Source organism: Desulfobulbus propionicus DSM 2032 (assembly GCF_000186885.1).
Lineage (GTDB): Bacteria > Desulfobacterota > Desulfobulbia > Desulfobulbales > Desulfobulbaceae > Desulfobulbus > Desulfobulbus propionicus.
The window spans coordinates 2270710-2295044 of the sequence record NC_014972.1 but is presented as its reverse complement, the minus strand read 5'-3'; the positions used below and the strand labels follow the sequence as shown (position 1 = coordinate 2295044).

Genomic DNA, 24335 nt, shown 5'->3' with positions numbered 1-24335 from the left:
TTTTTAACAAAACAACAACAAGACAATTTTGAGGAGAATAACAATGGCCGTTGAAGATAAAATGATTGATATCATCGTCGAGCAACTCAGTGTTGATCGTGACAAAGTTGTTCCGGGCGCATCCTTTGTCGATGACCTCGGAGCCGATTCCCTGGATCTGGTCGAACTGATCATGGCCATGGAAGAGGAATTCGACGTTGAAATCCCCGACGAAGAGGCCGAGAAGATCGTCACCGTGCAGAATGCCATCGATTTCGTGGCCAAGATTCAAGGCTGATACGGAGCGGGAGAGCGTGAAACGACGGGTCGTTGTAACAGGAATTGGCTTGATCACGCCGCTCGGTATCGGTACCGAGCAGACGTGGAACGCGCTGATCAACGGGCAGAGCGGGATCGGACCGATCACCCGCTTCGATGCCTCTGATCAGGCCTCGCAGATAGCCGCCGAGGTCAAGGATTTTGATCCTGAGGTGTGGTTTGAAAAAAAACAGGCAAAAAATCTCGATGCCTTTGTGCAATATGCGGTGGCTGCTGCGGACATTGCCTGGAAAAACAGCGGCCTGTCGATCAACGAGGAAAATGTCGATCGGGTCGGGGTGATTACTGGCTGCGGTATGGGCGGTCTGCCCACCATCGAGGAATACCACGGGGTTATGATGAACAAGGGGCCACGCAAGATCACTCCGTTCTTTATTCCCAGGGTCATTCCCAATATGCCTTCCGGGCATATTTCCATGCGCATCGGCTGCAAGGGGCCCAATCTGACCCAAACCACCGCTTGTGCCGCCGGCACCCATGCGGTCGGCGAGGCCTTCCGTCACATTGCCTATGGCGATTGCGACGTGGCCATCACCGGCGGGACGGAATCGGTCATCTGCCCCCTTGCCGTTGGCGGATTCAGTGCCATGAAGGCCCTGTCGACCCGCAACGACGATCCGACCACCGCTTCGCGGCCTTTTGACCGGGACCGCGATGGCTTTGTCATCTCCGAAGGCGCGGGGATGATGGTGTTTGAGGAGCTGGAAGCCGCCAAACGACGGGGCGCGACCATCTATGCCGAGATCATCGGCTATGGCCAGAGCAGTGATGCCTATCACATCGCCGCTCCGCCTGAAAATGGCGAGGGAGCGGCTCGGTGCATGGCAGCTGCCCTGCGGGATGCCCGCCTGAACCCCGAAGACATCGACTATATCAACGCCCATGGGACCTCCACTCCGCTCAACGACAAGTGCGAGACCCTGGCCATCAAAACCGTTTTTGGAGCCCATGCCCATCAACTGGCGGTCAGTTCCACCAAGTCAATGACCGGCCACATGCTGGGGGCGGCGGGCGGTATCGAGGCGGCTTTCACCGTCCTCGCCCTGCACCATGGCATCATTCCCCCGACCGCCAACCTGCACAATCCTGATCCGGACTGCGATCTCGATTATGTGCCATTGACGGCACGGGAAACCCGCTTTGAAACCGCCATGTCCAACTCTTTTGGCTTTGGCGGTACCAACGGCGTGGTCATCTTTCGGCGTTACGCTTAACAACGGCGAACAGGAGGCAGCTGATGAATATTGTCCTGGGATGTGATCATGGCGGATTGGAGTTGAAGCAGGAGATTGTCTCGTTGCTTGAACAAGCCGGCCACACGGTCAATGATGTCGGCTGCTTTTCGCCTGAATCGGTGGATTATCCCGTTTTTGCCGACAAAGTGTGCGCGGCGATCAAGGAAGGAACCTCCACCCGTGGCATTCTCATTTGCGGTACGGGAATTGGTATGTCGATCGCCGCCAACCGGCATCGCCATATCCGGGCTGCACTCTGTCACGAGGCGGTCACCGCGAGACTCAGCCGTGAACACAACGATGCCAACGTCCTCTGTTTGGGGGCCAGGGTCTTGGGTCGTTCCATTGCCCTGGACATTGTCAAGGTTTGGCTCGAGACCGAATTCGCCGGAGGCCGTCACCTGAGAAGGATCACCATGATGGGGTGAGCATTCCTCTGTCAGCATGTTCTCGACAAACCGGTAGGCTTGAATACAAGGCTGCCGGTTTTTTTTTGCAGCCGATTCTCCGCCTTTTGCCATCATCCAGAGTGGGGGTACCATGAAGTGTCCGTATTGCGGTCATTTGGACAGTCGGGTCATTGATTCCCGCATCAGTAAGGATAAAACCATCACCCGCCGCCGCCGGGAATGCGATGCCTGCCAGCGCCGTTTCACCACCTACGAGCGGATTGAGTTGATGCTGCCGATGCTGATCAAAAAAGACGGGCGACGCGAGCCATGGGATCGGGGAAAAATCGTCGCCGGATTGGAGAAGGCCTGCGAGAAGCTGGCGGTCAGCATGACCGATATCGACGCCTTTGTCGACAATATCGAACAAAAGTTGCAGGATTACGGTGGCAAGGAAATTCCCACCAGCCAGATCGGCGAGTGGGTGATGGAGGCGCTGCCCGCCTTGGACGAGGTAGCCTATGTGCGTTTTGCCTCGGTCTATCGTCAGTTCAAGGATGTCAACGAATTCATGGACGAACTGAAACTGTTTCTCGGCGAGCGGGGAAAACACTGAGGGGACATGGCAATGGCGCATGGGCATGAGTGGTACATGGAACTGGCCCTGGCCGAGGCGCGGAAGGGCCTGGGCCGCACCTCACCCAATCCGGCGGTAGGAGCGGTGGTGGTCAAGGACGGGAAAGTGGTCGGCCGGGGGTATCATCATCGAGCCGGCACGCCGCACGCCGAAGTCCATGCCCTTGCCGATGCTGGTCCCCAAGCGAGAGGCGCAACCATCTATGTCACCCTGGAGCCCTGTAATCACACTGGTCGTACTCCCCCCTGCACCGAGGCCATTCTCGCTGCCGGTATAGCCATGGTAGTCATCGGCATGGCTGATCCCAACCCCCGGGTGGCTGGTGGGGGGGCCGCCTATCTGCGGCAGCGCGGCCTTGAGGTCGTGAGCGGAGTGCTTGAGCAGCCCTGCCGGGCGTTGAATTATCCTTTCATCAAGCACAGCACCACTGGTTTGCCGTGGGTGATGATGAAGGCCGGATTAAGCCTCGACGGCAAGATCACCTTCCGATCCAGACAAGGCGCGGCGCTGACCGGCGAGGAATCGTGGCGGTTTGTGCATCGACTGCGCAATCAGACCGATGCGATTTTAATTGGGGTGGAAACAGCGATCATCGATGACCCCAGCCTGACCACCCGGCTGGAAGGTGTAGCCGATACCCGTGATCCTGTGCGCGTCGTGCTCGATTCCTGTTTGCGGCTGCCCCCTCAGGCCAGGATGTTGCACCAACGGTCAACGGCGGAAACCTGGGTGGTGTGCGGCTCCGAGGCATCCAGCGACCGCGAGGAACAGTTGGTCCGTGCTGGCGCGCGGGTGCTTCGCCTGGCGCTTGGCGCGGATGGCCGAGTGGATTTGCCCGCCATGCTTCGCTTGCTCGGGGCGCGGAACCTGACCTCCGTGCTGGTCGAGGGCGGTGCCGGCATCCACGGCGCCATGTATGGCCAGCGGCTGGTTGACGAGCTCCTGCTCTTTTATGCCCCCTTCATCGTCGGCGATCAGGGAACGCCACTTGTCAGCGGCTATAGTCTTGCAAGGCGCGATCAGGCCCCCAGGTTGGCGGATGTGGCGCTCCAGCCGCTGGGCAATGATTTCCTTTTCAGGGCGCTGGTGCGGCCGTGAAAACCGCTTGATCCGCTCTCGGCGGCGGCCGCCCGTTTTCCTCTCCGGCCATCCTGTCGTTACTCGATGGCGTACTGGGTCAGCTTGCGATAGAGCGTTTTGCGACTGATGCCCAGGGTGTCGGCGGTTTTTTGCCGGTTGCCGCCGTAGAAATCGAGCATTTTGAGGATGTGCTCCCGCTCCACCGACTCCAGGGTCAGAGCGGCGCCGCTGCTTTCCGAAGATTCCACCAGTTCGCGTGGCAGACAGCGTTCGGTGATAATCCCATTTTCCGCGAGAATGATCGACCGTTCGATCACGTTGCGCAGTTCCCTGATGTTCCCCGGCCAGTTGTAACGCAGAATGCAGGCCTTGGCCCGTTCAACGATATGGTAGGTGGTGTTGTCCGGGCTGAGGGTGGTCAGGAAATAGTCGACCAGCAGCGGCAGATCTTCCTTGCGATGCCTGAGCGAGGGGATCTCGATGCTGAAGGCGTTGATGCGGTGGTAGAAGGCCTCGTTGAACCGTTCCTTTTCCACCTCGTCTGCCAGATGGCGGTTGGTGGCGAACAGAAAACGGATGTTGACTTTGCGTTCCTCCTTTTCCCCCACCCGGCGGTAGGTGCCGGTTTCCAGGACCCGCAGGAGCGAGGCCTGGACTTCCAGCGGCAGTTCGCCGATTTCATCGAGAAACAGGGTGCTGTCGTGGGCAAAGGAGAGCAACCCCTCCCGCGATTCGTTGGCTCCGGTGAACGACCCCTTGATGTGGCCGAAAAGCTCGCTGCGCGCCAGCTCCTTTTGCAGGGTGGCGCAGTTCTTGACGATCATCGGATTGGCGGCCAAGGGGGACCGCTGGTGGATCAGCCGGGCGACCACATCCTTGCCGGCACCCGATTCACCGGTGATCAGTACCGGAATCTTGGCCGGGGCGACCTTGTCGATCAGAAACTGGATGTCGCGGATGGCCTGGGAATTGCCGATGAACCGCACCTGATTCTGTGCCTGGCCGGTGCTGTGGCGGAGCATAGCGTTTTCCCGCGACAGCAAAACCCGCTGATGGGCCTTTTCCACAATCAAATCGAGCCGGTCGAGGTTGAACGGCTTGCGAATGAAATCGCAGGCCCCGAGTTTCATCGCCTCCACCGCGATATCGACATCGCCGTGACCGGTGATCATGATCACCTCGATGTGGGGGATCGATTCCCGAATCTTGATCAACAGCTCCAAATCGGACACATCGGGCAGCCATAGGTCCATGATGATGACGTCAAACCAGTGGTTGCGGATCATGGCCAGGGCCTCGGCACCATCGGCCGCGGTCAGGATCTCGCGGCGGCTGTTGGCCAATTCCTTCTGCAGCAGCCGTCTGATCGACTCTTCGTCGTCGACTACCAGGATGGAGTATCTTTCTTTGTCCATTCTTCGTTGATACCTGGAAGAGAAACCCGAAATGCCGACCCGGTGCCCACGACACTGGTGACATTGATTTCGCCGTTATGATTTTTGACAATGGAATAACAGGTGGAGAGTCCGATGCCGATGCCCTTGCCCACCGGTTTGGTGGTGAAAAACGGCTCAAACAGTTTGTCCTGGAGTTCCAGGGGGATGCCGCAGCCGGAATCTTCAATCACCAGCGTCACCCCGGCGGTCTCGTCGCTATAGGTTTTGATCTGAATGAGGCCGCCGTTGCTGGTGGCATCCAGGGCGTTGGTCAGCAGGTTGATGATCACCTGCTTGAGTTGGGATTCGTCACCAAGGATCGCCGGCAGGTCTTCCTGCAACTCGGTCTTGACCGTCAGGTCGTGTTGCTCCTTGAAGTGATGCTTGAGAATGAACAGGGTATCGGTGACGCATTGGTTGATATTCACATGGCCGCGACTGGAAGCCGTGGGCCGGCTGAAGGTCAGCAGGGTTTGGACAATGTCGCGACAGCGTAAGCATTCCTTGATGATGGTTTCGGTGTATTCCTTGAAATCGCAGAACAGGTCGTCGTCGATCTTGCCCTGCAAGCGGCTGATTCTACGTTTGAGTCCTTGGGCAAAACCGTTGATGGCGGTCAGGGGATTGTTGATCTCGTGGGCCACGCCGGCGGCCAGTGCTCCCACGGTGGCCATTTTTTCCGCCTGATAAAACTGGGCCTGGAATTCTTTTTCCAGGGTCACATCCCGCTTGAACAGCAGCACCTGACGTTCGCCGGTGAGGCTGGTTTTCAGCGGCGAGGCGATGATTTCGTAATGCTTGAAATCGTCGTTGACCTTGTAGATGCACAGATCCTTGACGATTTCATCGCGGTCCAGGGCGTGCAAGGCCGGACAGTCCTCGCACCGGCCTTGCTGGCCGCGAAAGATCTCGTAGCAGAAGCGACCGATGGGGTCGATGCCGGGAAACCAATCGGTGAACACATGATTGACCCGCTGAATGCTGAGGTCTTCGGCCAAAACCACCATCAAATCGGTAATACCGTCAAGCAACGCCTGAATTTCTTTTCGTTTTTTCTCCAATTCCAGATTGGAGCCCTTGAGCTGCTCGACCTTTTGCTGCAATTCCTGGTAAAAACCGAGCTTGCAGTGCTCGATGCCGACCAGGTCCTCAAGGGTGGTGTAGTGGGGCATCACCACACCTCCTCGCAGATTCGGTAAAATTCTTCCCAGGTGGCAGGCCGGGGGTTGGTCAGGTTGCAGGCATCATGGACCGCCATCTTACACAGCGGTTCAAGATGATGCCGTTCACTTTCCGGAATCAATTGGCTCAGCCGCAGGGCAACGTCGAACGAGGCAAAAAATTCCTCGAGTTTCTCAATGCCGGCCAAGGCGGTATCCTCATCCGATCCGACCTGGCGCTTGAGGATCAATCGGCCGATATCGGCCATGCGCTGGGGGTTGATGCCCATGTTGAAGCGCATGACACTGGTCAGCAGGATCGGATGGACAATGCCGTGGCGCATGTCGAAATGGCCGCCCAGGGCGTGGGCCAGGGCGTGTTCGGCGCCGAGTCCGGCATTGGAAAAGGCCATGGAAGCGGACACCGAGGCAATGCTCAGCTGCTCCAGGGAATCGAGCGAACGAGTGGCCACCGCGCGTTGCAGGTTGGCCAGGATCAGGTCAATGGCCCGAAGCGAGTGAATTTCGGTGAACGGCGAGGCAATGCGCGACATGTAGGCCTCGATGGCGTGGGCCAGCGCATCGACCGCCGACTGGATGATCAGCGATTCGGTCTTGGTGCGCAGGATCAGCGGATCGACAATGGAGATGTTGGGCACCAGAGTCCGGGTGATGATGGACATTTTGACCCCGCGCTTCATGTCGGTGATGATGCAGAACTGGCTGATATCCGAGCCGCTGCCGGCCGTGGTGGTGATCAGCATCATCGGCGGCAGCGGCCGCTGCACCCGGTTGGCGCCCTCGTAATCCCGTATCCGGCCGCCGTTGCTGGCGATGATGGCAATGCCCTTGGCCGTGTCCATGGCGCTACCGCCGCCAATGGCGATGATCACATCGGTGCCGTTCTTGGAATAGAGCTGCGCTCCCTGCTCCACCTGAAAGTCACGCGGATTCGAGGTCACGCCGGGGTAGTACACCCACTTGATGCCCTCCTTTTCCAGAACGTCCATCAGGCGTTGCAGCCATCCGACCTCCTCGATCCCTTCGTCGCTGACCAGGAACACTTTTTTGGCGCCGAGGCGCAAGGCACATTGTCCGGCATAGTTGAGACTTCCCCGGCCAAAGATGATTTCGGGGATGGCAAATTTGGTGATATCCATGAATCCAGTTCCGCGTGAATACGCGCGATCGATGATGTTGAAAAGTGAGGCGAATCCCAGCCCATTGCTGAGGCGGCTGTTGTCGGGGCGTGGGTTGGCTTGGGTTTCAGGGACCACTGATTTCCCCGGAAAGCAGTGGGAGCGTGGACGGTTCTTACATCGTTCCTCGCAACCTGCGGAATCCAATGCATTTTTCATGCCGATAACCTTTTGTCGGAGGGGCGGACGGCACGGCGAACAGAAACCGTTGGGTATAAATGACTCTTTTTTCCCAATATATAACAAAGGGAAAAAACTCTGTCAGAAGCAATGATACCAAAAACCAACCAAGAAAGAAAATCAGTTCGAGTTCTTTTGACCCATATTCTCATCGAGTACGGGGCATATTGACTCTTCTTTTGCTGCAATTGCATCCTATCAAGAAAGTGCCATATCTGGCAGGTACTTCATAGCGTTTCGGGTCACCGGTGACATCCTTTTTTTCTTCATCTTGTGCCAAGGGGCAATACCATGTACATTCGTGTTCCATATAAGGTGTGTTATGCCTGACCGCGAAGCGTGATGGAGTAATCTGGGTCCCTTGGATCGTGCTCTGGAGGCCATCGACGATGCGTATTCCTGTTCCCCCGAAAAACAATCCGCTTTGGGCCGACATTGTCACCGGCCGGAAACGATTCGTCCTCAAATCGCTTGGCGCCAAAATTCTCCTTGGCCGGCTGATGCGGTCGGTCGGCACGGCGCCTACTCCGGATAATATCGAGCATGCGGTGGAGCAATTGCATGCCATCTATGCAAAGAATGCAACCAGTCCGTCCGTGCAGGAAGACATTCAAACCATTTTCGGGTAGGAGCCGCCATGCATCAGAATATGTTCACTGTCGCCGAGGTCGAACCGCTGATCACCGCAGGACGGACCCTGCTGCTCGCCGGCGAGGAGCAGCTGATGCGCCAGTTACCCAAGGGGCGATGGATCGGTGGTACGATCCCCTATTTCATCACCTCGGATCAGGGTGGGATCGTTTCCCGTGAGCAGCTGTTCGTCACCGACCTGACCCCGGTCGCAGCGTCGGCGGCCATCGAAGTGTATGACCGGCACCGGCTCGGCACGATCTATACCCAAAACGAAGGACGCGACTTCAGCTTCATTATTCTGCCGGCAGCCAGCTCCGTGCACGCGTCGTTTGCCCTCAACGCCCCCCATTACCAGGATTTTGGCAGCCGGCCGTTGGTCGGCTGGGTGGCGGGCGTGCATCTCGTTGAGATGGGCACGGCAACGCCCAAGGTGTTCAACGGCCTCTCGGGCACGGCCCATGCGCAGGAGGCGGTGGTCATGCATGTGACCCTGCCTGCCGATAAAACCGTGGACGTGGGTATCCTCAATATCTTTGAGCAGGGGGAAGGGGACACCTTTATCTTTCCCAACGATGGCTTTTCCTGCACCGATGTACTGGTCAATGGGGTCAGGGAAAATTTCGCTCAGTATATCCTTCGCAACGAACTCGACACCAAACTGCCGTTGGTGGCCGATTATTACGGCGCCTTGATCAATACCAGCTTTCAAAACGTCGAGCCCGACGGCAAGGTCGAATTTTATGCGCCAGTGTTTGCCGGCATCCACTACAGGCACGCCAGGGCGGTCGCCGACTATGAAGCCACCTTCAACAGGCAGCTGCGCACGCTCAACCCCGGCGGCCGCACCATTGTCTTTTCCTGCAACTGCATTCTCAACTATCTCTACTCCGGGTTGCAGGGATACCGAACCGATCCCTTTGTCGGCCCCATCACCTTTGGCGAGATTGCCTACCAGTTGCTCAACCAGACCCTGGTCTATCTTGAAGTGCACAACCTCTAACCAGACCGCCTTCGTCCGCCACGGGCACGTTGCGCCGCGAAGGGGCAGCGCGCCTTCCGGCCCTGCGCGGCCATGATTGTCAGCGTCAGCCGGCGGACCGATATCCCTGCCTTTTACGGCGACTGGCTGCTCAACCGGCTGCACGCGGGCGTCGCACTGGCCCGCAATCCCTTCAATCCCCGGCAGGTTTCGCGGGTTCTCCTCGATCCGCGTCTGGTGAATTGCCTAGTGTTTTGGACCAAGAATCCGGCGCCGCTGCTCGGTCGGCTGGATGAAATCGACCGGCTCGGCTACCCGTATTACTTCCACTTTACCCTCACCGGCTGTGGTCTCCAGTTGGAACCGCGGGTTCCCGATCAGGCCAGTCTGATCGCTACGTTCCGTCGCCTGGCCGACCGTATCGGCCCGGACCGGGTGCTGTGGCGTTTTGACCCGATTGTCTTCACCGCGACCCTGACCCCTGAGCACTATCTGCAGGCCTTTGATCAGCTGGCGCGGCACCTGCGCGGCCACACCCGCTGCTGCATCGTCAGCTTTCTCAGCCTCTATGCCAAATGCAGGCGCAACCTGCGGGGAATCGATCTGCTGCCGCCTGCCCCCGAGGAAGCGACCCGGTTTGCCACCCGGCTTGCCGCCCTGGCCAAGCGTCATGCGATCAGGCTGTATGCCTGCTGCGACTCCCTGCTCCAGGAGCAGTGCGGCTTCGAGGCGGCCCGGTGTATCGACGGTCGCCTAGTGGCCGAGCTGATCGGGCAGCCGGGATTCCGGGTAGGCAAAGACAGCAGCCAGCGACCGGCATGCGGCTGCGCCGCCAGTGTGGATATCGGTGCCTACAACACCTGCCCGCACGGCTGCCGCTACTGCTATGCCAACACCAGCCAACAGGCGGTCATCCACAATCGGGCGGCCCATGATCCCCATTCGCCGCTGCTCGTCGGCACGCTTATCGGCAACGAAACGATCACCGAGCGCAAGCCGGCGTCCGGCCGCTGGGTCCAGCGTCCCCTGTTTTGATTTCTCCGGCCTGCCGCGCGGCTGTCGTCTCCCCCTTCGTCGCTGGCCCGAGAATCTTGACAGGCCAACCAAGCGGTTGTAATGCTTCCCCGAATGGTAATTTCGTCTACCCAAACGGCAAAAGTTCTTTGCCGGGCGGTGAGGGCAACAACGGCAGCGTGGCCACGGACCACGGACTGAACAAGGTGGCGGTATGTATAAAATAATCCATGATAAGGATGAGATGATCATCCGCTTCGAGAAAGACCTGGTCGATGGCGAAACCCTGTCGCGCTTCTTGAGTCACATCAACCTGCAGTCCATGCTGAAGAAGAGCGCCGGCGGCGATGCCAGCGCCCGCTTGCGCGCCCGCAGTCATCTGGCCGCCCTGCCCACCGGCATTGCCCTGCTGCGTGACCCCAGCCTCAACAAGGGTTCGGCCTTTACCCTGGAGGAGCGCGAGGCCCTGGGGCTGACCGGTTTGCTGCCGCCCCGGGTGCACACCCTGGACGAGCAGGTGCAGCGCATTTTGGAAAACCTGCGCAAACAGTCCACCGACATCGAGCGCTACGTCTATCTGATCGCCCTCCAGGACCGCAACAAGACCCTGTTCTACCGGGTGCTGCTCGACAACATCGAGGAGCTGATGCCCATTGTCTACACGCCCACCGTCGGCCAGGCCTGCCTCCAGTTCGGCCACATCTTCCGTCGGCCGCGCGGCATCTATATCACCGCCCGCGACAAGGGCAGAGTGGCGGAATTGCTCGGCAACTGGCCGTTCAACGACATCAAGGTGATCGTGGTCACCGACGGTGAGCGCATCCTCGGCCTCGGCGACCTGGGTGCCGACGGCATGGGCATTCCAGTGGGCAAGCTGGCCCTCTACTCGGTCTGCGCCGGCATCCACCCCTCGCTCAGTTTGCCGGTCACCCTCGACATGGGCACGGACAATGCCCGCTTGCTCAACGACCCGCTCTACATCGGCCTGCAGCATCCGCGCATCCGTGGCGAACTGTACGATGAGATGCTCGAGGAGTTCATCCTGGCGGTGCAGCAGGTCTTCCCCGGCTGCATGATTCAGTTCGAGGACTTCGCCAACCGCAACGCCTTCAGGTTGTTGCAGCAGTACCGCGATCAGGTCTGCTGCTTCAATGACGACATCCAGGGCACGGCCGCCGTCACCGTGGCCGGGATCTTCTCGGCCCTGCGCATCACCGGCGGCGATCTCAAGGAACAGCGATTCCTCTTTCTCGGCGCGGGCGAGGCTGGACTCGGCGCAGGAGAGCTGCTGGTGTCGGCCCTGGTCGATGCCGGACTGTCGCTGGACGAAGCACGCCGCTGCTGCTGGTACGTCGATTCCAAGGGGCTGATCGTCAAGAGCCGCACCGATCTCAGCGGCCACAAGTTGCTCTATGCCCACGACCATCCGCCGATCGCCGACTTCCACACTGCGGTCGAAACCCTCAAGCCGCAGGCGATCATCGGCGTGTCCGGTCAGCCCAAGCGGTTCACCCCGGAGATTTTGGAGACCATGGCCCGGATCAACGAGCGGCCCATCGTCTTTTCCCTCTCCAACCCCACCTCCAAATCGGAATGTACCGCCGAAGAGGCTTACACCTGGACCGAAGGCCGCGCCATCTTTGCCAGCGGCAGCCCCTTTGATCCGGTGGTCATCAAGGGTCGCAAGTTGTATCCTTCCCAGGGCAACAACGTCTACATCTTTCCCGGCGTGGGCATGGGGGTGATGGCCAGCGGCGCGGTGCGGGTGACCGACGAGATGTTCCTGGTGGCAGCCAAGGTGGTGGCCGGCGAGGTGTCGGATGCCGATCTCGAGTATGGCCGGGTCTATCCGCCCCTGCCGCGCATCCGCGAGGTATCGTTGGCCGTGGCCGTGGCCGTGGCCGAGGTGGCCTACCGGGAAGGCCTGGCCGCCAAACCCAAACCCGACGACCTTGCCGAGTATATCCGCGGCCTGATGTTTGAACCGGAATATCAGACGTATATCTGATGGGGGAGAGCACTCCCGACAAAGTCACTTGATCGTTCCCACGCTGGAGTGTGGGAACGCAGGAAGATCAAGCTTTTCACGGGCATGGCCCGCTCCTCCCCCACCCACATGCACTACGGGATGTAGGAGCGGGCCATGCCCGCGATGTTCCCTGATCTTGCCGATCAAAGGATGGGGGCATCTGGTCCCTTCTTCACCGGATTCTTTCGGTAGATGGGGCTGGGGGCACCGCCGACGTAGATTCCTTCCAGATAGGCCAGTTTTCTCGGCAGTTGGTGAGGGGTGCCCCGGGTAACCAGAAAGGTGGCCGGGCCGCCGACCCGCAGCGCGCCGATCTGCTCCAGGCCAAAGAAGCGAGCCCCTTGTTCCGAGGCGCAGCCGATGGCCTCGGCCAGGGAATAGCCGGCCTTGATGAACAGTTTGATCTCTTCCACCACGGATTCGCCATGGAGGATGCCAGGACTGCCGGCACCGGTACCCACGGCTGTCGGCACCCCCAGATCCCGTGCCCGGCCCAACAGTCGGAGCTGATCGGTGAGCAACGCCTTCCAGGAGGCTTCCGCCCCAGGCTGTGCTTTTCCCGGCGCGACATACCGCAACGAAAAACGACAACTGACATCGCCGCCGGAACCCGAGCTGTCCAGGCCATTTTTTGCCCGCAATACGCTGGGTATCCACAGCACCTGGTTGTCGGCCATCTTCCTGAGATGTTCCTCACTCATCAGATAGCCTTGCTCGATGGCGTCGCAGCCGGCGGCCAGTGCCTCGGCCACTGCCTGAGGCCCATTGGCGACCACCACCTTCCTGCCACTCCCGGATTGTGCCAACAGGTGGCGCAGTGCGTCGCCGCCCAAGTTCGGTTCGGAAATTCCGGTCTGTTCGATATCGTTGGAGTATCCGATTCTGTGGATAGGAGGGCCAAGCGTCCTGGGTGTCGCACCTTGGCCCTTCTCGATGCCGATACAACCGGCTGAGCAAATGGACAGGGCCTGTTCCGGCGCTGTTGTACCGCGATACCGGGCAAGCAACGCCTCGGGGGTGTTACTGTCGACCACGCCCAGCACACCGTGGGCCAGGCAATATCCGATGTGCCGATTAACCAACGCGGCCTGCCGTTCGGGGTTGGCTTGCTCCATATCTGCCCGTAGCCGCGGATCAATCGCGGGCGACCGCGCCAGGGCAACGCTGCAGTCGATCAACGGCGGCACGATGGTGCAATGGGAGAGGTCATCGACGGTCGCCCCTGGATCACGGGGCAATTCGCTGCGCTCGCCCATCGCCGTGATGCGCCCGTCCTTGAGCGCAAGCACGATTTCTTTGCGCACCGTACCACTCCAGCCATCGATGCAACTGCCTGCGATGATGTATCGGGTGTTGTCCATGGTAAACTCGGTTGAAAAGCAGTTGCTCCTGTTTGGACTTGAAATCACCCCTTCCCCTGCACCCTACCCGGTCGATCAACCAAACGGGACGGAACGCAGGAGCGTCCAGTGCTGTATTCTCACGCAAAAGCGTGGGAACAATCGTAACAAAAGAATTAGTTTGGAATTTTCACGAAATCATCATCGTAGTTGCCTTGCTCAGCGGCAGAATGACAGGCTATGCAATTGGAACGGGAACCAATTGATGGTTTACTAAAAATGTTTGCATCCAGTTCGCGATGTTTTTCACGGATATACGGTATTTCTGTAATCCGTAACGGTGTTTGGCCCGCTAGACTTTTTAAGATTTTTTTTGCTCTTTTAGCCGATGAGTATTCAGCAGAGTTTGCTCGCACATATTCATTGATAAGGTTTTTTGATTTTTCCTCTAAAGTGATTTCTTCACCGAAATGAGAGGGCAGATTGGAAAGAATTTTTTCCCATGACCCTGAAGGAAGCAGGCCTGGCTGATAAGCAAAATGGCATGCTCCGCAGGTTTGCTTAAAAATTCCGTTGGTTACAGGGTCGAAATGCCTGGTTTCGTTTTGTTTATGCTCACTCGCGACAACACAACATGGAAAAAGGAAAAGGAGGTAACTCGTGAGAAGCATGTTAACCGTATTGTGTTTTTTCATGATCACCCTTCGCCTGTTCGAATTTTTAGAATATTGACCACACAATAATATTGATAAGCAACTTAGTTAGGCAATTAATAGGTTGTTTTTATTTTTGAATGATCCTTCTCTTGAAGAAGACGTCGTCAAAAGACGCTCACCCTTCCGTGTGCACGGGATACGATGCTGCCCAAGTCGTGTCATGCTGTTCGCCCTATGACCAGCTTGGCCAATAAGCAAACGGCTATTCTGTAACGTCAAGGATTTCTTGCTAGGAATAGGAGGTCAGGCGATGAACCGGCCTCCTTCGCGCCTTGCAGCGCATCCCCGTCACGGTTTGCGGACGAAATCCTCCAATTTCGGCTGCAGAGGGCAATAACCGGTCATGCAGTCGCCCACGGCATTGATCTCCGCGTCCTCAAGATCGATCAGGGCGGCGATGACATCGGCCTCGTCCCTGCCGGCAAAGACGCCCTCGCCGGTGTACCAGCCCGATCCTTCTCGATATTGGAAGCGGCTGTGCACTTCGGCCAGCTGTTGTTCACGGGGCAGGTCGATGAATTTCGTGTTGTTTGAATCCGACATCGGGCCTCCTGGTGCGGGTCGTTGTGCATTGCGACCGGCGGTTGCGATCTCTCCTCTGGTCAGGACTTGGCCGCTTCGCCAACCTGACGAAAGATTCCCTAACCCCTTCTTTATTCCCTCACCACACGCCCGGCTCGACCTTGCCGAGAAAGATCTTGGTGCAGATAAGGATGTTGCGGGCGTTGTCACCGGCCTGGATACGGAGCAGCCCCTCGCGGATGATGATTTTTTTCAACAGTTCGCGACCATTGGATTCGTTGTAATAAATGTCCGAATCGAGAATGTCCTGGACGTTTTCCGGCTCGGTCTTGTCGACGATCAGCTGGATGCCCAGTTTAAGAAAGGGGTCCTTGATCTGCATCAGTTCGCCTTCCAGGGCGAGCAGGCCCCGTTTGAAGGCTACTTCTCCCAGATCGCGCAACTGCTGTACCAGCGGCACCAGGCTTTCCTGATCTTCCTTGCTGCAGGCCGCCTTGGCGGCCAGGGCTAAATCTCGTAACATGTTTTGCTCCATGGGTGATGATGAGACAGCCAGCGATGGTCAATGGCTGCGGGTCCGTTTCCTGAGCCATTGTGCAGAGATCGGCGCCAAAAGGAAAGGAAAAAAGTGCTTGGCGATGTGGGGCTGCTATTCCGAGCGCAAGGCCTCCAGGGGATTGAGCCGGGCCGCCTGACGGGCGGGCAGGATCGAGGCGAGGATGCCGATGGCCAGGGCCACCAGTTCGGCGAGGACGATGAAGGTCCAGGGGGTGTGCACCGGCAGGAGCGGCACGAAAAAGTGAATCAAGGTGGCGCAGACAAAGCCCGCCCCCAGTCCGGCCGCGCCGCCCAGGGCGGAGAGCAGGGTGCCCTCAAAGAGAAAGAAGAGCAGGATCTGGGCTTTGGTGGCGCCGATGGCCCGCAGCAGGCCAATCTCGCCGGTGCGTTCGCGAACGGCGATGGTCATGACGGTGAAAATGCCGACACTGCCCACCAACAGCGAAATGCCGCCCAAGGCGCCGACCGCCACGGTCAGCATGCCCAGCACCGAGCCAAGTACGTCGAGCATCTGCTGCTGGGTGGTGATGGTGAAGTCCTCTTGGCCATGGCGGGCCAGGAGCAGCCGTTTGATCGCCGCCACGACCTCGCTGGCCTCGGCTCCCTCGCGGTAGAGGATGTCGATCTCCATCAGACCGTCACGGTTGAACAGATCCAAGGCGCGCACCGCCGGGAGGTAGAGGGTGTCGTCCATGTCAAAGCCGAGGATCTGGCCCTTGGATTCCATCACCCCGATCACCCGCGCCGGCTGGTTGCCGATCTGCACCCGTTCGCCAAGCGGATTGCGATCCGGGAACAGTTCCTGCCGTACCTTGTGGCCCAGGACGACAAAGGCGCGGGCGGTGCGGGCATCGTCGGGCGGCAGGAAACGGCCGCTCTGCACCCGCATGCGAAAGGCCCGGTCCATTTCCGGGCCAACGCCGTAGAGGGTGATTCGCCGGGTTCGGTTGCCAGCCTTGACCTCGGCGTTGCCCTGGATCATGGGTACGGCAGCCTCGATGCCGGGCAGCCCGCGCAGGGCGTCGGCATCCTCCAGGGTGAGCAATCGTTCCGAACCGATCACCCCCAGCGAAGTGCCCATGGTGGTCACCTTGCCCGGATTGATGGCGATCAGGTTGGTGCCGAACTGGGTGAACTCGGCGAGCACGAACCGCTGCAAGCCCTCGCCCATGGAGGTCAGCAGAATGACCGCGGCGATGCCCACCGCGATGCCCAGGCCGGTGAGAAAGGAGTGCAACCGCTTGGCCCGGATGGAAGTGGTGATGAACTGGAGCTGGTCGAAAAAATCCATGGGGCGTCAGTGGCGGGCCAGGGCCTGGATGGGATCGAGTCGGGCCGCGCGGCGGGCGGGCAGCAGCGAAAAAATAAATCCGGTGCCCAGCGCCGTGCCCAGGGCGGCACCGATGGCCCAGGGCGGCGGCGTGGTCTGCAGGGTGGGGTAGAATTGGACCGCCAGCCAAGCGCCGCCAAACCCAAGGCCCAGGCCGATCAGGCCGCCGATGGTGGAGAGCAGCAGGGCCTCGGTGACGATCAGGGCCATGACCTGCAGCTGGCCCGCGCCCAGAGCCTTGCACAGGCCGATCTCGGCGGTGCGCTGGGCCACGGCCATGAGCATCACGTTCATGATGAGGATGCCCGCCACCACCAGACTGATGCCGGCAATCCCGGCCACGGTCAGGGTCAGCACCCGGAGGATCTTGTCGAAGGTGGTCAGGACCGAGTCCTGGGTGATGATGGTCACGTCTTCCTCGCCGTAGTGGCGCTTGGCGATGGTGGTGGTGATGTGGGTCTTGAGCCGGTCGATGGCACCGAGGTCGGTGGCCTCGATGAGGATGCGGAACAGTCCTTCGGTGTTGAGCAGCATCTGGGCAAAGGCCACCGGCACGATCACCAACTCCTCGGTGTCCAGGCCGAGCGAACGGCCCTCGGAACCAAGGATGCCGATCACCCGGCAGCGGAAGCCGCCGAGGCGCACCAATTCGCCGAGCGCGTTCTGCTGGCCGAACAGCTCGCGGTAGACCTTGGCGCCGATGACGCACACCGGCCGGGCCAGTTCCATGTCGTCATCGGGGAGGAAGGTGCCGCGATCGAGCTTGAGGTGGTGGATGTCGAGGATGGGCGCGGTGGAACCGACCAGCGGCACCTGCCGCTCCTTGCCGCGCCAACCGATGTTCATCTCGCCGATGTTGATCGGGGTCAGGCGCTTCACCGCGTCACCACGGGCCAGGGCCCGGGCATCGGCCAGGGTGAGGTCGCGCGGGGTCTCGCCCACCAGGGCGGCCGGGGTGTTGGCCGCGGTTTCGGTTCGGCCGGGAATGACGATCACCAGGTTGGTGCCCAAGGAGGCGAACTGGTTGACAATGTAGAGTCGGGCGCCGTTGCCGATGCCGGTGAGCAGGACCACTGCGGCCACGCCGATACTCATCGCCAACAGCATCAGCAGGGTGCGCACCCGGTTGGAACCCAGCGAGGCACAGGCAAAACCGAGGGCATCCAGGGGCCGCATGGTTCAGTTCCTGCGGCTGTCGGCGGCGATACGGCCGTCCACCACCCGGATCTGCCGCCGTGCCCGCTCGCCGATCTCCGGATCGTGGGTGACGATCACCAACGTCAGCCCGCGCTGGTTCAGCTCCTCCAGCAGTTCGATGATGTCGGTGCCGGAGTGGCGGTCGAGGTTGCCGGTGGGCTCGTCGGCCAGCAGCACGGTCGGCCGGTTGATCACCGCCCGGGCAATGGCCACCCGCTGGCGCTGGCCGCCGGAAAGTTCGTCCGGTTTGTGGTGGCGCCGCGCGGTCAGGCCAAAGGCCTCCAGCAGAGGCGTGCTGCGTTCGGTTCGTTCGCGGCGCGCGACGCCGGCCAGCAGCAGGGGCAGTTCGATGTTCTGCTGGGCGGTGAGGCGGGGAATGAGATGGAAAAACTGGAAGATGAAACCGATCTTGCGGCTGCGGGTGGCGGCCAGTTGGCGGTCGTCGAGGCTGGTGACGTCCTGGCCTTCGAGCAGGTAGGTGCCGCTGTCCGGGGTGTCGAGCAAGCCCAGGGTGTTGAGCAAGGTCGATTTGCCCGAGCCCGAGGGGCCCATGATGGAGAGGTATTCGCCCGGCGCGATGGTGAGCGAAATGCGGTCCATGGCCCACACCTCCTGACCACCGACATGAAAGATGCGGCTGACCTCGCGCAGTTCGATCATGGCGTGGCCACTGTCCGGGCGGGTTGCTCCACCTCGACCAGCACGCCATCGGCCAAGCCCTGGCGGTCGATGGAGGTCACTACCGTCTCGCCTGGCTGCAGGCCGGCGCTGACCTCGGTGAATTTCCAATTGGCCAGACCGGTGGTCACCCTGCGGCGCTCGACCCGCTTGCTTTTGGGATCGAGCAAGTAGACCGACCCATCACCCAGCAGGGCCTCGGAGGGGATGCGCATGACCTGCGGCCGGGTAGCGAGGATGATCTCGACATCGGCGCTGTACCCGGCCAGCAGGTTGGGTGGAGCGGCATTCTGGGCAAAGTCGGCCTCGATCTCCACCGTGCGCGCCTGCTTGGCCACCTCGAGCACATAGGGCGAGATGCTGTGCACCGTGCCCGGAAAGCTCTGCTTGGGAAAGGCATCGAGACTGATGCGCACCGCCATGCCGGGCCGGATCTGGGCCGCATCGATCTCGTCGATGGGCGCGGCCACGTAGAGCGACTGCATGTTGATCAGATCCACCGCCGGCAGGGTGGCGATGCCCGGCGGCGACGGTGTCAGATACTCGCCGACCTCGCCGTTAACCTCGGCGACGATGCCGTCGAAGGGGGCAATGAGGATGGTCCGTTCCAGGGTGGCCTCGGTGGCCTTGACCCGGGCGGCGCTCACCGCCCGCCGCGCCGTGGCAGCCTCGCAGGCCGCCCGCCGGGCGCGGGCCGTGGCCTGGGCCTCGTCGTATTTGGATTCCGAGGTGGCCTTGGTGGTCCGCAATTCGCGCTGACGCGCGGCCTGGCGCTCAGCCAGATCGGCCATCAGACAGTTTTCCCGCACGGCGGCTTCGGCGGCAATGGTCTCACTTCGTGCCAGTTGCAGTTCCGCCTGCAGATCCTTGTTCCACAGGGTGAGCAGGATCTGGCCGGCCTTGACCGTGTCGGCCTTGCGCACATGGAGGGTGGCGATCTGGCCGCCGATGGGCGGGGTCAGGTTGGCCCGGTTGCGGGCCTTGACCGTGCCGGCGCGGGTATTGGCCACCGTGGCCTCGACCAGGCCGCGATCCACGGCCTGTACCGTCACCTTGATCGGCTGTTCCCGGGTCAGGAAACGGTAGCCGGCAAAGAAACCGATGGCCAGCACCGGTACAAGCAACAGAGAAACTTTTTTCAGGGACATCGCATGACGGCTGATCCAACGGTTGAAAGGGGGGACAGGGGCATGGGTGCGCCGTTTTCCGCCTGGACCGTCCTAGACGATCCAGGGGTGTTCCGCGATCCCCCAGTCCTGGGTGGCATAGCGGGCGCCATGGACCACGCCGTCTCCGGTCGCGATCGTCCGTTTACGCCGCCGGACATCCTCCACGTATTGGGGCCGGCTGTTTTCGGCCACCACGTCGGCGATCCGCGCCAGTTTGTCGCTTTCCACGGCGTCCGGATGGTTGGCAAGCCACTTCAGGATGCCGCGCTCCTCCTGAGCAAAATCGATGCCACCGTTCTGCACCGCGATATCGAAGCACAGGGCAAGGCCCCGTTCGCTTTTCAGACCAAAGCGTTTTGTGTCGCGCAGGGCGATATCCCAATAGGCCCCCACCCGTTTCAGCTGAACGGCCTGGACTTCGGGAAAGGTGCCCAGGGTGGCGAAGGCCTGTTCCCACGGCCCTTGCACGCGGTATTTGTTGGAGCCGATGGAGATGGCGTTCGCCCAGGCAATCTGCTCGTTTTTGCTCTGCCGGAGCACGTCGAGCAGGTCATCCCTGAGGCTGCCGAAAGCCTGGTCGAGCAGGGCGGGATACTGCTGTGCCACCTCGGAAATGATCCGTTTCAGTTCGCCGTGCTGCAAGGTAAAGCCAATAATGCCCCAGGTCAGGCCGGCCCCGTCGAAATTGCCGGCAATTTTTTGAAAGCCATGACCTTCAAAATCGCCGGTCAGTTGCAGGCAGCGGGCAAAGAGGGAAGGCGGAGCTTCTCCCATCAGGCTCGACCAGGTCTCGGTGGTTATCTTGCCGTTGCTTTCCATCCCCTTGGCCTGCTGATATGCCTTGAGCGCCTTTTCCGTGTCGCCGCCGTAGATGCCATCGATCTCCTCGGGATCGGCCCCGGCCGCTCTGAGGGCAACCTGGATCTGCCGCACGACTTCCCCGCGCACAGCCCGGTATCCCTTGCTGGCCCGTTGAAAATAGACTCTGGTCATAGTTCTCTCCTTGTGGTTGATGGGTGAACGCGCTGCGGTCTGGGAGCGCATCGTCCCTCCGGGTGGTGGAACCATTGCGAACACCCCAGCCGCGGGGATGGTGTGAACAGGAGACTATTGTTTCTTTTTGCGGGACCGATAGAACAGCAACAGCAGCAGGGAGCCGCCCACGGCCAGGGCCAAGCTGCCCAGGTTGAATCCGGTCACCGTTCCCCAGCCGAGAAAGGAGCCGATCAAACCGCCGACGAATGCCCCGGCTATCCCGAGCACGATGGTCATGAAAAATCCGCCCGGGTCTTCACCCGGCATGATGAGTTTGGCGATGATCCCGACGATCAGTCCCATGACGATCCACGACAGAATGCCCATTGCGCTCCTCCTTGTGTGAAGTATGGCGAGAATGCCGGTGACGCGGGGACAGGCAGGGTGGAATCCTCCGGCCCTGCACGCCTGTCCCGATCCACCGGCAGGCAAAGGCCTTGGCTGCGGGCAACCGCAGTGTGGGGCCGCGTTGACATTGGCCGCCAGGGCATGAGGGCATGTGGCGGCGCTATGCCGATACCTCCGCGAAATAAGACCATAATTACAGACGGAAGGCAAGCGGGGAACAGGGGGGAGGGCGGGGAAAATACTACAGGTGCCTCGCCGGTTGTGGCAGGAAACAACGCACGAAGCGAGCGGCAGCCGGAAGGGGGCCGCACCCGAGCGGGACAACGGGTGCGGCCGGTGCATTGGCTGGCGGGAATCAGGCCGTTAGTGCAACGATCTTTCCACCACCTCCTTGACGTCGTCGGAGAGCGAGCGTTGCGAGCCGATGCGTTCGAGTTGGGCGCGCATCAGCTGCTGGCGGCCGGCATCGTAGCGGCGCCATTGGGTCAACGGGGTGAGCATCCGGGCGGCAATCTGCGGATTGAGCGGATCGAGCAGGCAGACCTGATCGCCGAGGAAGTCGTATCCGGAGCCATCGGCGGCATGGAACTGGCCGTGGTTGGTGGCACAAAAGGTGGCGATCAGCGACCTGACCTTGTTGGGGTTCTTGTAGGTGAAGCTGGGGTGCGTGGTCAGGGCCTTGACCCGGTCCAGGGTACCGGGCAGGGTGCAGCCGGCCTGGAGGATCAGCCACTTGTCGACCACCAGCGGATCGTGCTGCCATTGGGCGTGGAAATCGGCCAGCAACTCGGTTCCGGTGGCCAGGTCGGCATTGACCACGCAGCTCAGGGCGGCGATGGCATCGGTCATGTTGTCGGCATGCCGGTACTGGTGGACGCCCTTGTGCAACAGGCAGGGATCGAGCACGCCATCCAGGGGGGGCGCCAGCAGATAGGCCAGGCAGCCGTTGCGCAGGGCCCGTTTGCCGGCGTCGAGGGCGCTGTAGCGGTAGGGGCCGGGGATGCGCAGGGTTTCGTAGCCCTGGAGCAGCTCGCTCCGCAGGGCCTGGCCGATCAGGGCGCGGAACTGTTGACGGACCGCGAAGATGGCCACCGGATCGACGACCTCCATCTGCTGGCCGATCCAGTTTTCCGAGGGCAGGGCCATGGCCATGGCCAGGAAGGCCGGATCGGAGTCGCGGTCGAGCAGCAGATTGCGCAGGCCGTGGAGCAGACGGTCGTCCACCTGTACCGGTTGGCCCTGTTGATGCCGTTCGATCTGCGCCAGCAGATGGTGCAGGCCGAGTTTTTGGCCCGCATCCCAGCGGTTGAAGGGATCGGGGTCGTGCGCCATCAACACTCCCAGTTCCTCGTCGGACTGGTCGAGGCGGACCTTGACCGGCGCGGAAAAGTTGCGGAGAAACGAGATCGTGGGAGTGCTGGCGATATTGGTGAATTCAAACCGCTGTTTGGCCTCCGAGAGGATCAGTACCCTGGTAGTGGCGTCGGGCGCGTTCTCCAGGGGCATCGCGCGCCCCTGGGCATCGAGCAGGCCCACGGCCAGCGGCATGAAGAAGGGGAGCTTCTCGGCGCTTTCCCGGGTGGGCGGACAGGTCTGCTCCACTGTAAGGATCAGCTGCCGGGCGGCCGGGTCGTAGTCGGCCCGGACCGTGAGTTCCGGGGTGCCGGCCTGCGAATACCAGCGTTTGAACTGGGTCAGGTCCTTGCCCCAGGCATCGGCCATGGCGGCGACAAAATCGTCGCAGGTCACGGCCTGACCGTCGTGGCGTTCGAAATAGAGGTCCATGCCTCGGCGGAAGGTCTCCGGGCCGAGCAGGGTGTGGAGCATGCGGATCACCTCGGCGCCTTTGTTGTAGACGGTGAGAGTGTAGAAATTGTTGATCTCGACAAACGAGGGCGGCCGCACCGGGTGGGCCATGGGGCCGCTGTCCTCGCGGAACTGGAACGAGCGGATGATGTTGGCGTCCTGGATGCGCTTGACCGGTCGCGAGATCATGTCGGCGGTGAACTCCTGGTCGCGAAATACGGTCAACCCTTCCTTGAGGCTGAGCTGGAACCAGTCGCGGCAGGTGATGCGGTTGCCGGTCCAGTTATGGAAATACTCGTGGGCGATCACTCCTTCGATGCCTTCGTAGTCGGTGTCGGTGGCGGTTTCGGGCAAAGCGAGCACATACTTGGAGTTGAACACGTTCAGCCCCTTGTTTTCCATGGCGCCCATATTGAAATCATCGACCGCCACGATCATGTAGGTGTCGAGGTCGTACTCGCGGCCGAAGCGGAGCTCGTCCCAGCGCATGGCCTTTTGCAGGGCGCGCATGGCGTGGTCGCATTTGTTCCGGTTGCGCTCCTCCACATAGATGTGCAAATCGATCTGCCGGCCGGAACGGGTGGTGAAGGTATCGCTGATGCGCACCAGGTCGCCGGCCACCAGGGCAAAGAGATAGCAGGGCTTGGGGAAGGGATCATGCCAGGTGGCGTAGTGGCGGCCGTCGCCCAGGTCGCCCGAGTCGATCAGGTTGCCATTGGAGAGCAACACCGGGCAGCTGGCCGTGTCGCCGACGATCGTGGTGGTGAATACGGTCATCACGTCCGGCCGGTCCGGAAAGCAGGTGATGGTGCGGAACCCTTCCGCCTCGCATTGGGTGCAATAGTTGCCCGAGGAGAGGTACAAGCCTTCCAGGGCGGTGTTGCCGGCCGGATTGATCCGGGTTTCGGTTTCCACCATGAAGGGACCGTCCGGCACCTGGGCGATGGTCAGCAGGCCGTCGCCGAAATGGAATTCCGTGGCGCTGAGTTCGACACCGTCAAGCGCGACCCGCACCAGTTCCAGCTGCTCGCCGTTGAGCACCAGCGGCTGCTTGACCGGGGTGTTGGTGTTGGGCCGGCAGCGGAGAGTGGCCCGCACCCGGGTGGCCTGGGGATCGAGTTCAACCCGCAGGTCGAGACGATCGACCAGATAAGCGGGCGGGGTGTATTCCTTGAGAAATGTTTCTTTTTTTTGCGTTGTCACAGGATAACCTTTGAGAAAAAAGAGGATCAGGCGAATGTTCGGGTCGAACAAACCGTACCGCTTCCCCAAAAGGGGTCGGCATGCTGGCCTGACTGGTCATGGGCGGCCCACGGCGCTGGACTTCAGCGCGAACACGGGCATGAA

Annotated in this window: 23 protein-coding genes; 9 read left to right on the top strand and 14 right to left on the bottom strand. The window is 60.6% G+C overall.

The features are described 5' to 3' along the window. The first annotated feature begins 43 nt into the window (after window positions 1-43). From acpP to ribD, 5 genes are all read left to right on the top strand, one after another. Window positions 44-277 (top strand): acyl carrier protein, encoded by a 234-nt coding sequence (acpP, locus tag DESPR_RS10005; RefSeq protein ID WP_015724698.1) that lies wholly within the window; start codon window positions 44-46, stop codon window positions 275-277. Then, the gene (gene fabF, locus DESPR_RS10000; RefSeq protein WP_043769952.1) at window positions 243-1532 is read left to right on the top strand and encodes a beta-ketoacyl-ACP synthase II; all 1290 of its coding nucleotides are present in this window, start codon (window positions 243-245) and stop codon (window positions 1530-1532) included. Before acpP ends, fabF begins: the two co-directional genes overlap by 35 nt. Window positions 1533-1555: 23 nt before the next feature. Beyond that, complete coding sequence (rpiB, locus tag DESPR_RS09995; RefSeq protein WP_015724696.1) at window positions 1556-1981, top strand: ribose 5-phosphate isomerase B; 426 nt, start codon at window positions 1556-1558, stop codon at window positions 1979-1981. Between the two features lie 112 nt (window positions 1982-2093). After that, window positions 2094-2558 carry a transcriptional regulator NrdR gene (nrdR, locus tag DESPR_RS09990; protein WP_015724695.1) on the top strand — a complete coding sequence of 155 codons (465 nt, stop codon included), beginning with the start codon at window positions 2094-2096 and terminating at the stop codon, window positions 2556-2558. A gap of 6 nt (window positions 2559-2564) precedes the next feature. Continuing rightward, on the top strand, window positions 2565-3677 hold the full coding sequence (ribD, locus tag DESPR_RS09985) for a bifunctional diaminohydroxyphosphoribosylaminopyrimidine deaminase/5-amino-6-(5-phosphoribosylamino)uracil reductase RibD (protein WP_245529425.1): 1113 nt from the start codon (window positions 2565-2567) through the stop codon (window positions 3675-3677). A 59-nt stretch (window positions 3678-3736) separates the two neighbouring features. On the opposite strand, the gene DESPR_RS09980 is transcribed toward ribD, so the two are convergent. The 3 genes from DESPR_RS09980 to DESPR_RS09970 are packed head-to-tail and all read right to left on the bottom strand — an operon-like array spanning window position 3737 to window position 7415. Continuing rightward, the gene (locus DESPR_RS09980) at window positions 3737-5074 is read right to left on the bottom strand and encodes a sigma-54-dependent transcriptional regulator (protein ID WP_015724693.1); all 1338 of its coding nucleotides are present in this window, start codon (window positions 5072-5074) and stop codon (window positions 3737-3739) included. Further along, window positions 5044-6267 (bottom strand): two-component system sensor histidine kinase NtrB, encoded by a 1224-nt coding sequence (locus DESPR_RS09975; RefSeq protein ID WP_015724692.1) that lies wholly within the window; start codon window positions 6265-6267, stop codon window positions 5044-5046. The genes DESPR_RS09980 and DESPR_RS09975 overlap by 31 nt, the downstream gene beginning before the upstream one ends. Continuing rightward, window positions 6267-7415, bottom strand: coding sequence for an iron-containing alcohol dehydrogenase (locus tag DESPR_RS09970; protein WP_043769949.1), 1149 nt, complete (start codon window positions 7413-7415; stop codon window positions 6267-6269). The genes DESPR_RS09975 and DESPR_RS09970 overlap by 1 nt, the downstream gene beginning before the upstream one ends. A 608-nt stretch (window positions 7416-8023) precedes the next feature. Here DESPR_RS09970 and DESPR_RS09965 point away from each other — a divergent pair. From DESPR_RS09965 to DESPR_RS09950, 4 genes are all read left to right on the top strand, one after another. After that, on the top strand, window positions 8024-8263 hold the full coding sequence (locus DESPR_RS09965; protein ID WP_015724690.1) for a hypothetical protein: 240 nt from the start codon (window positions 8024-8026) through the stop codon (window positions 8261-8263). Between the two features lie 8 nt (window positions 8264-8271). Further along, window positions 8272-9267 (top strand): DUF6976 family protein, encoded by a 996-nt coding sequence (locus DESPR_RS09960; protein WP_015724689.1) that lies wholly within the window; start codon window positions 8272-8274, stop codon window positions 9265-9267. Between the two features lie 72 nt (window positions 9268-9339). Next, window positions 9340-10281, top strand: coding sequence for a DUF1848 domain-containing protein (locus tag DESPR_RS09955; RefSeq protein WP_015724688.1), 942 nt, complete (start codon window positions 9340-9342; stop codon window positions 10279-10281). A 193-nt stretch (window positions 10282-10474) separates the two neighbouring features. Beyond that, on the top strand, window positions 10475-12268 hold the full coding sequence (locus DESPR_RS09950; protein WP_015724687.1) for an NAD-dependent malic enzyme: 1794 nt from the start codon (window positions 10475-10477) through the stop codon (window positions 12266-12268). 164 nt (window positions 12269-12432) lie between these two features. On the opposite strand, the gene DESPR_RS09945 is transcribed toward DESPR_RS09950, so the two are convergent. The 11 genes from DESPR_RS09945 to pepN form a co-directional block, all read right to left on the bottom strand. Continuing rightward, window positions 12433-13650, bottom strand: coding sequence for an amidohydrolase family protein (locus DESPR_RS09945; RefSeq protein WP_015724686.1), 1218 nt, complete (start codon window positions 13648-13650; stop codon window positions 12433-12435). 155 nt (window positions 13651-13805) lie between these two features. Next, window positions 13806-14324 (bottom strand): diheme cytochrome c, encoded by a 519-nt coding sequence (locus DESPR_RS17910; RefSeq protein WP_015724685.1) that lies wholly within the window; start codon window positions 14322-14324, stop codon window positions 13806-13808. Window positions 14325-14633: 309 nt separating this feature from the next. Then, entirely contained in the window at window positions 14634-14888 is a 255-nt protein-coding gene (locus DESPR_RS09940; RefSeq protein ID WP_015724684.1) for a hypothetical protein, read from the bottom strand. 118 nt (window positions 14889-15006) lie between these two features. Further along, window positions 15007-15390 (bottom strand): MotA/TolQ/ExbB proton channel family protein, encoded by a 384-nt coding sequence (locus DESPR_RS09935; RefSeq protein ID WP_015724683.1) that lies wholly within the window; start codon window positions 15388-15390, stop codon window positions 15007-15009. 126 nt (window positions 15391-15516) lie between these two features. Then, window positions 15517-16716, bottom strand: a complete 1200-nt coding sequence (locus DESPR_RS09930; RefSeq protein WP_015724682.1) for an ABC transporter permease — start codon at window positions 16714-16716, stop codon at window positions 15517-15519. Between the two features lie 6 nt (window positions 16717-16722). Further along, on the bottom strand, window positions 16723-17931 hold the full coding sequence (locus tag DESPR_RS09925; RefSeq protein WP_015724681.1) for an ABC transporter permease: 1209 nt from the start codon (window positions 17929-17931) through the stop codon (window positions 16723-16725). Window positions 17932-17934: 3 nt separating this feature from the next. Next, on the bottom strand, window positions 17935-18612 hold the full coding sequence (locus DESPR_RS09920) for an ABC transporter ATP-binding protein (protein ID WP_015724680.1): 678 nt from the start codon (window positions 18610-18612) through the stop codon (window positions 17935-17937). Next, window positions 18609-19778: an efflux RND transporter periplasmic adaptor subunit gene (locus tag DESPR_RS09915; protein WP_015724679.1), complete on the bottom strand. Its 1170-nt coding sequence runs from the start codon at window positions 19776-19778 to the stop codon at window positions 18609-18611. Before DESPR_RS09915 ends, DESPR_RS09920 begins: the two co-directional genes overlap by 4 nt. Window positions 19779-19850: 72 nt before the next feature. Continuing rightward, a complete protein-coding gene (locus DESPR_RS17305; RefSeq protein ID WP_015724678.1) occupies window positions 19851-20792 on the bottom strand; it encodes a peptidoglycan-binding protein in 942 nt (313 codons plus the stop codon). A gap of 114 nt (window positions 20793-20906) precedes the next feature. Next, window positions 20907-21161: a GlsB/YeaQ/YmgE family stress response membrane protein gene (locus DESPR_RS09905; protein ID WP_015724677.1), complete on the bottom strand. Its 255-nt coding sequence runs from the start codon at window positions 21159-21161 to the stop codon at window positions 20907-20909. Between the two features lie 384 nt (window positions 21162-21545). Next, window positions 21546-24191: an aminopeptidase N gene (pepN, locus tag DESPR_RS09900; RefSeq protein ID WP_043771050.1), complete on the bottom strand. Its 2646-nt coding sequence runs from the start codon at window positions 24189-24191 to the stop codon at window positions 21546-21548. Between the last annotated feature and the right edge of the window lie 144 nt (window positions 24192-24335).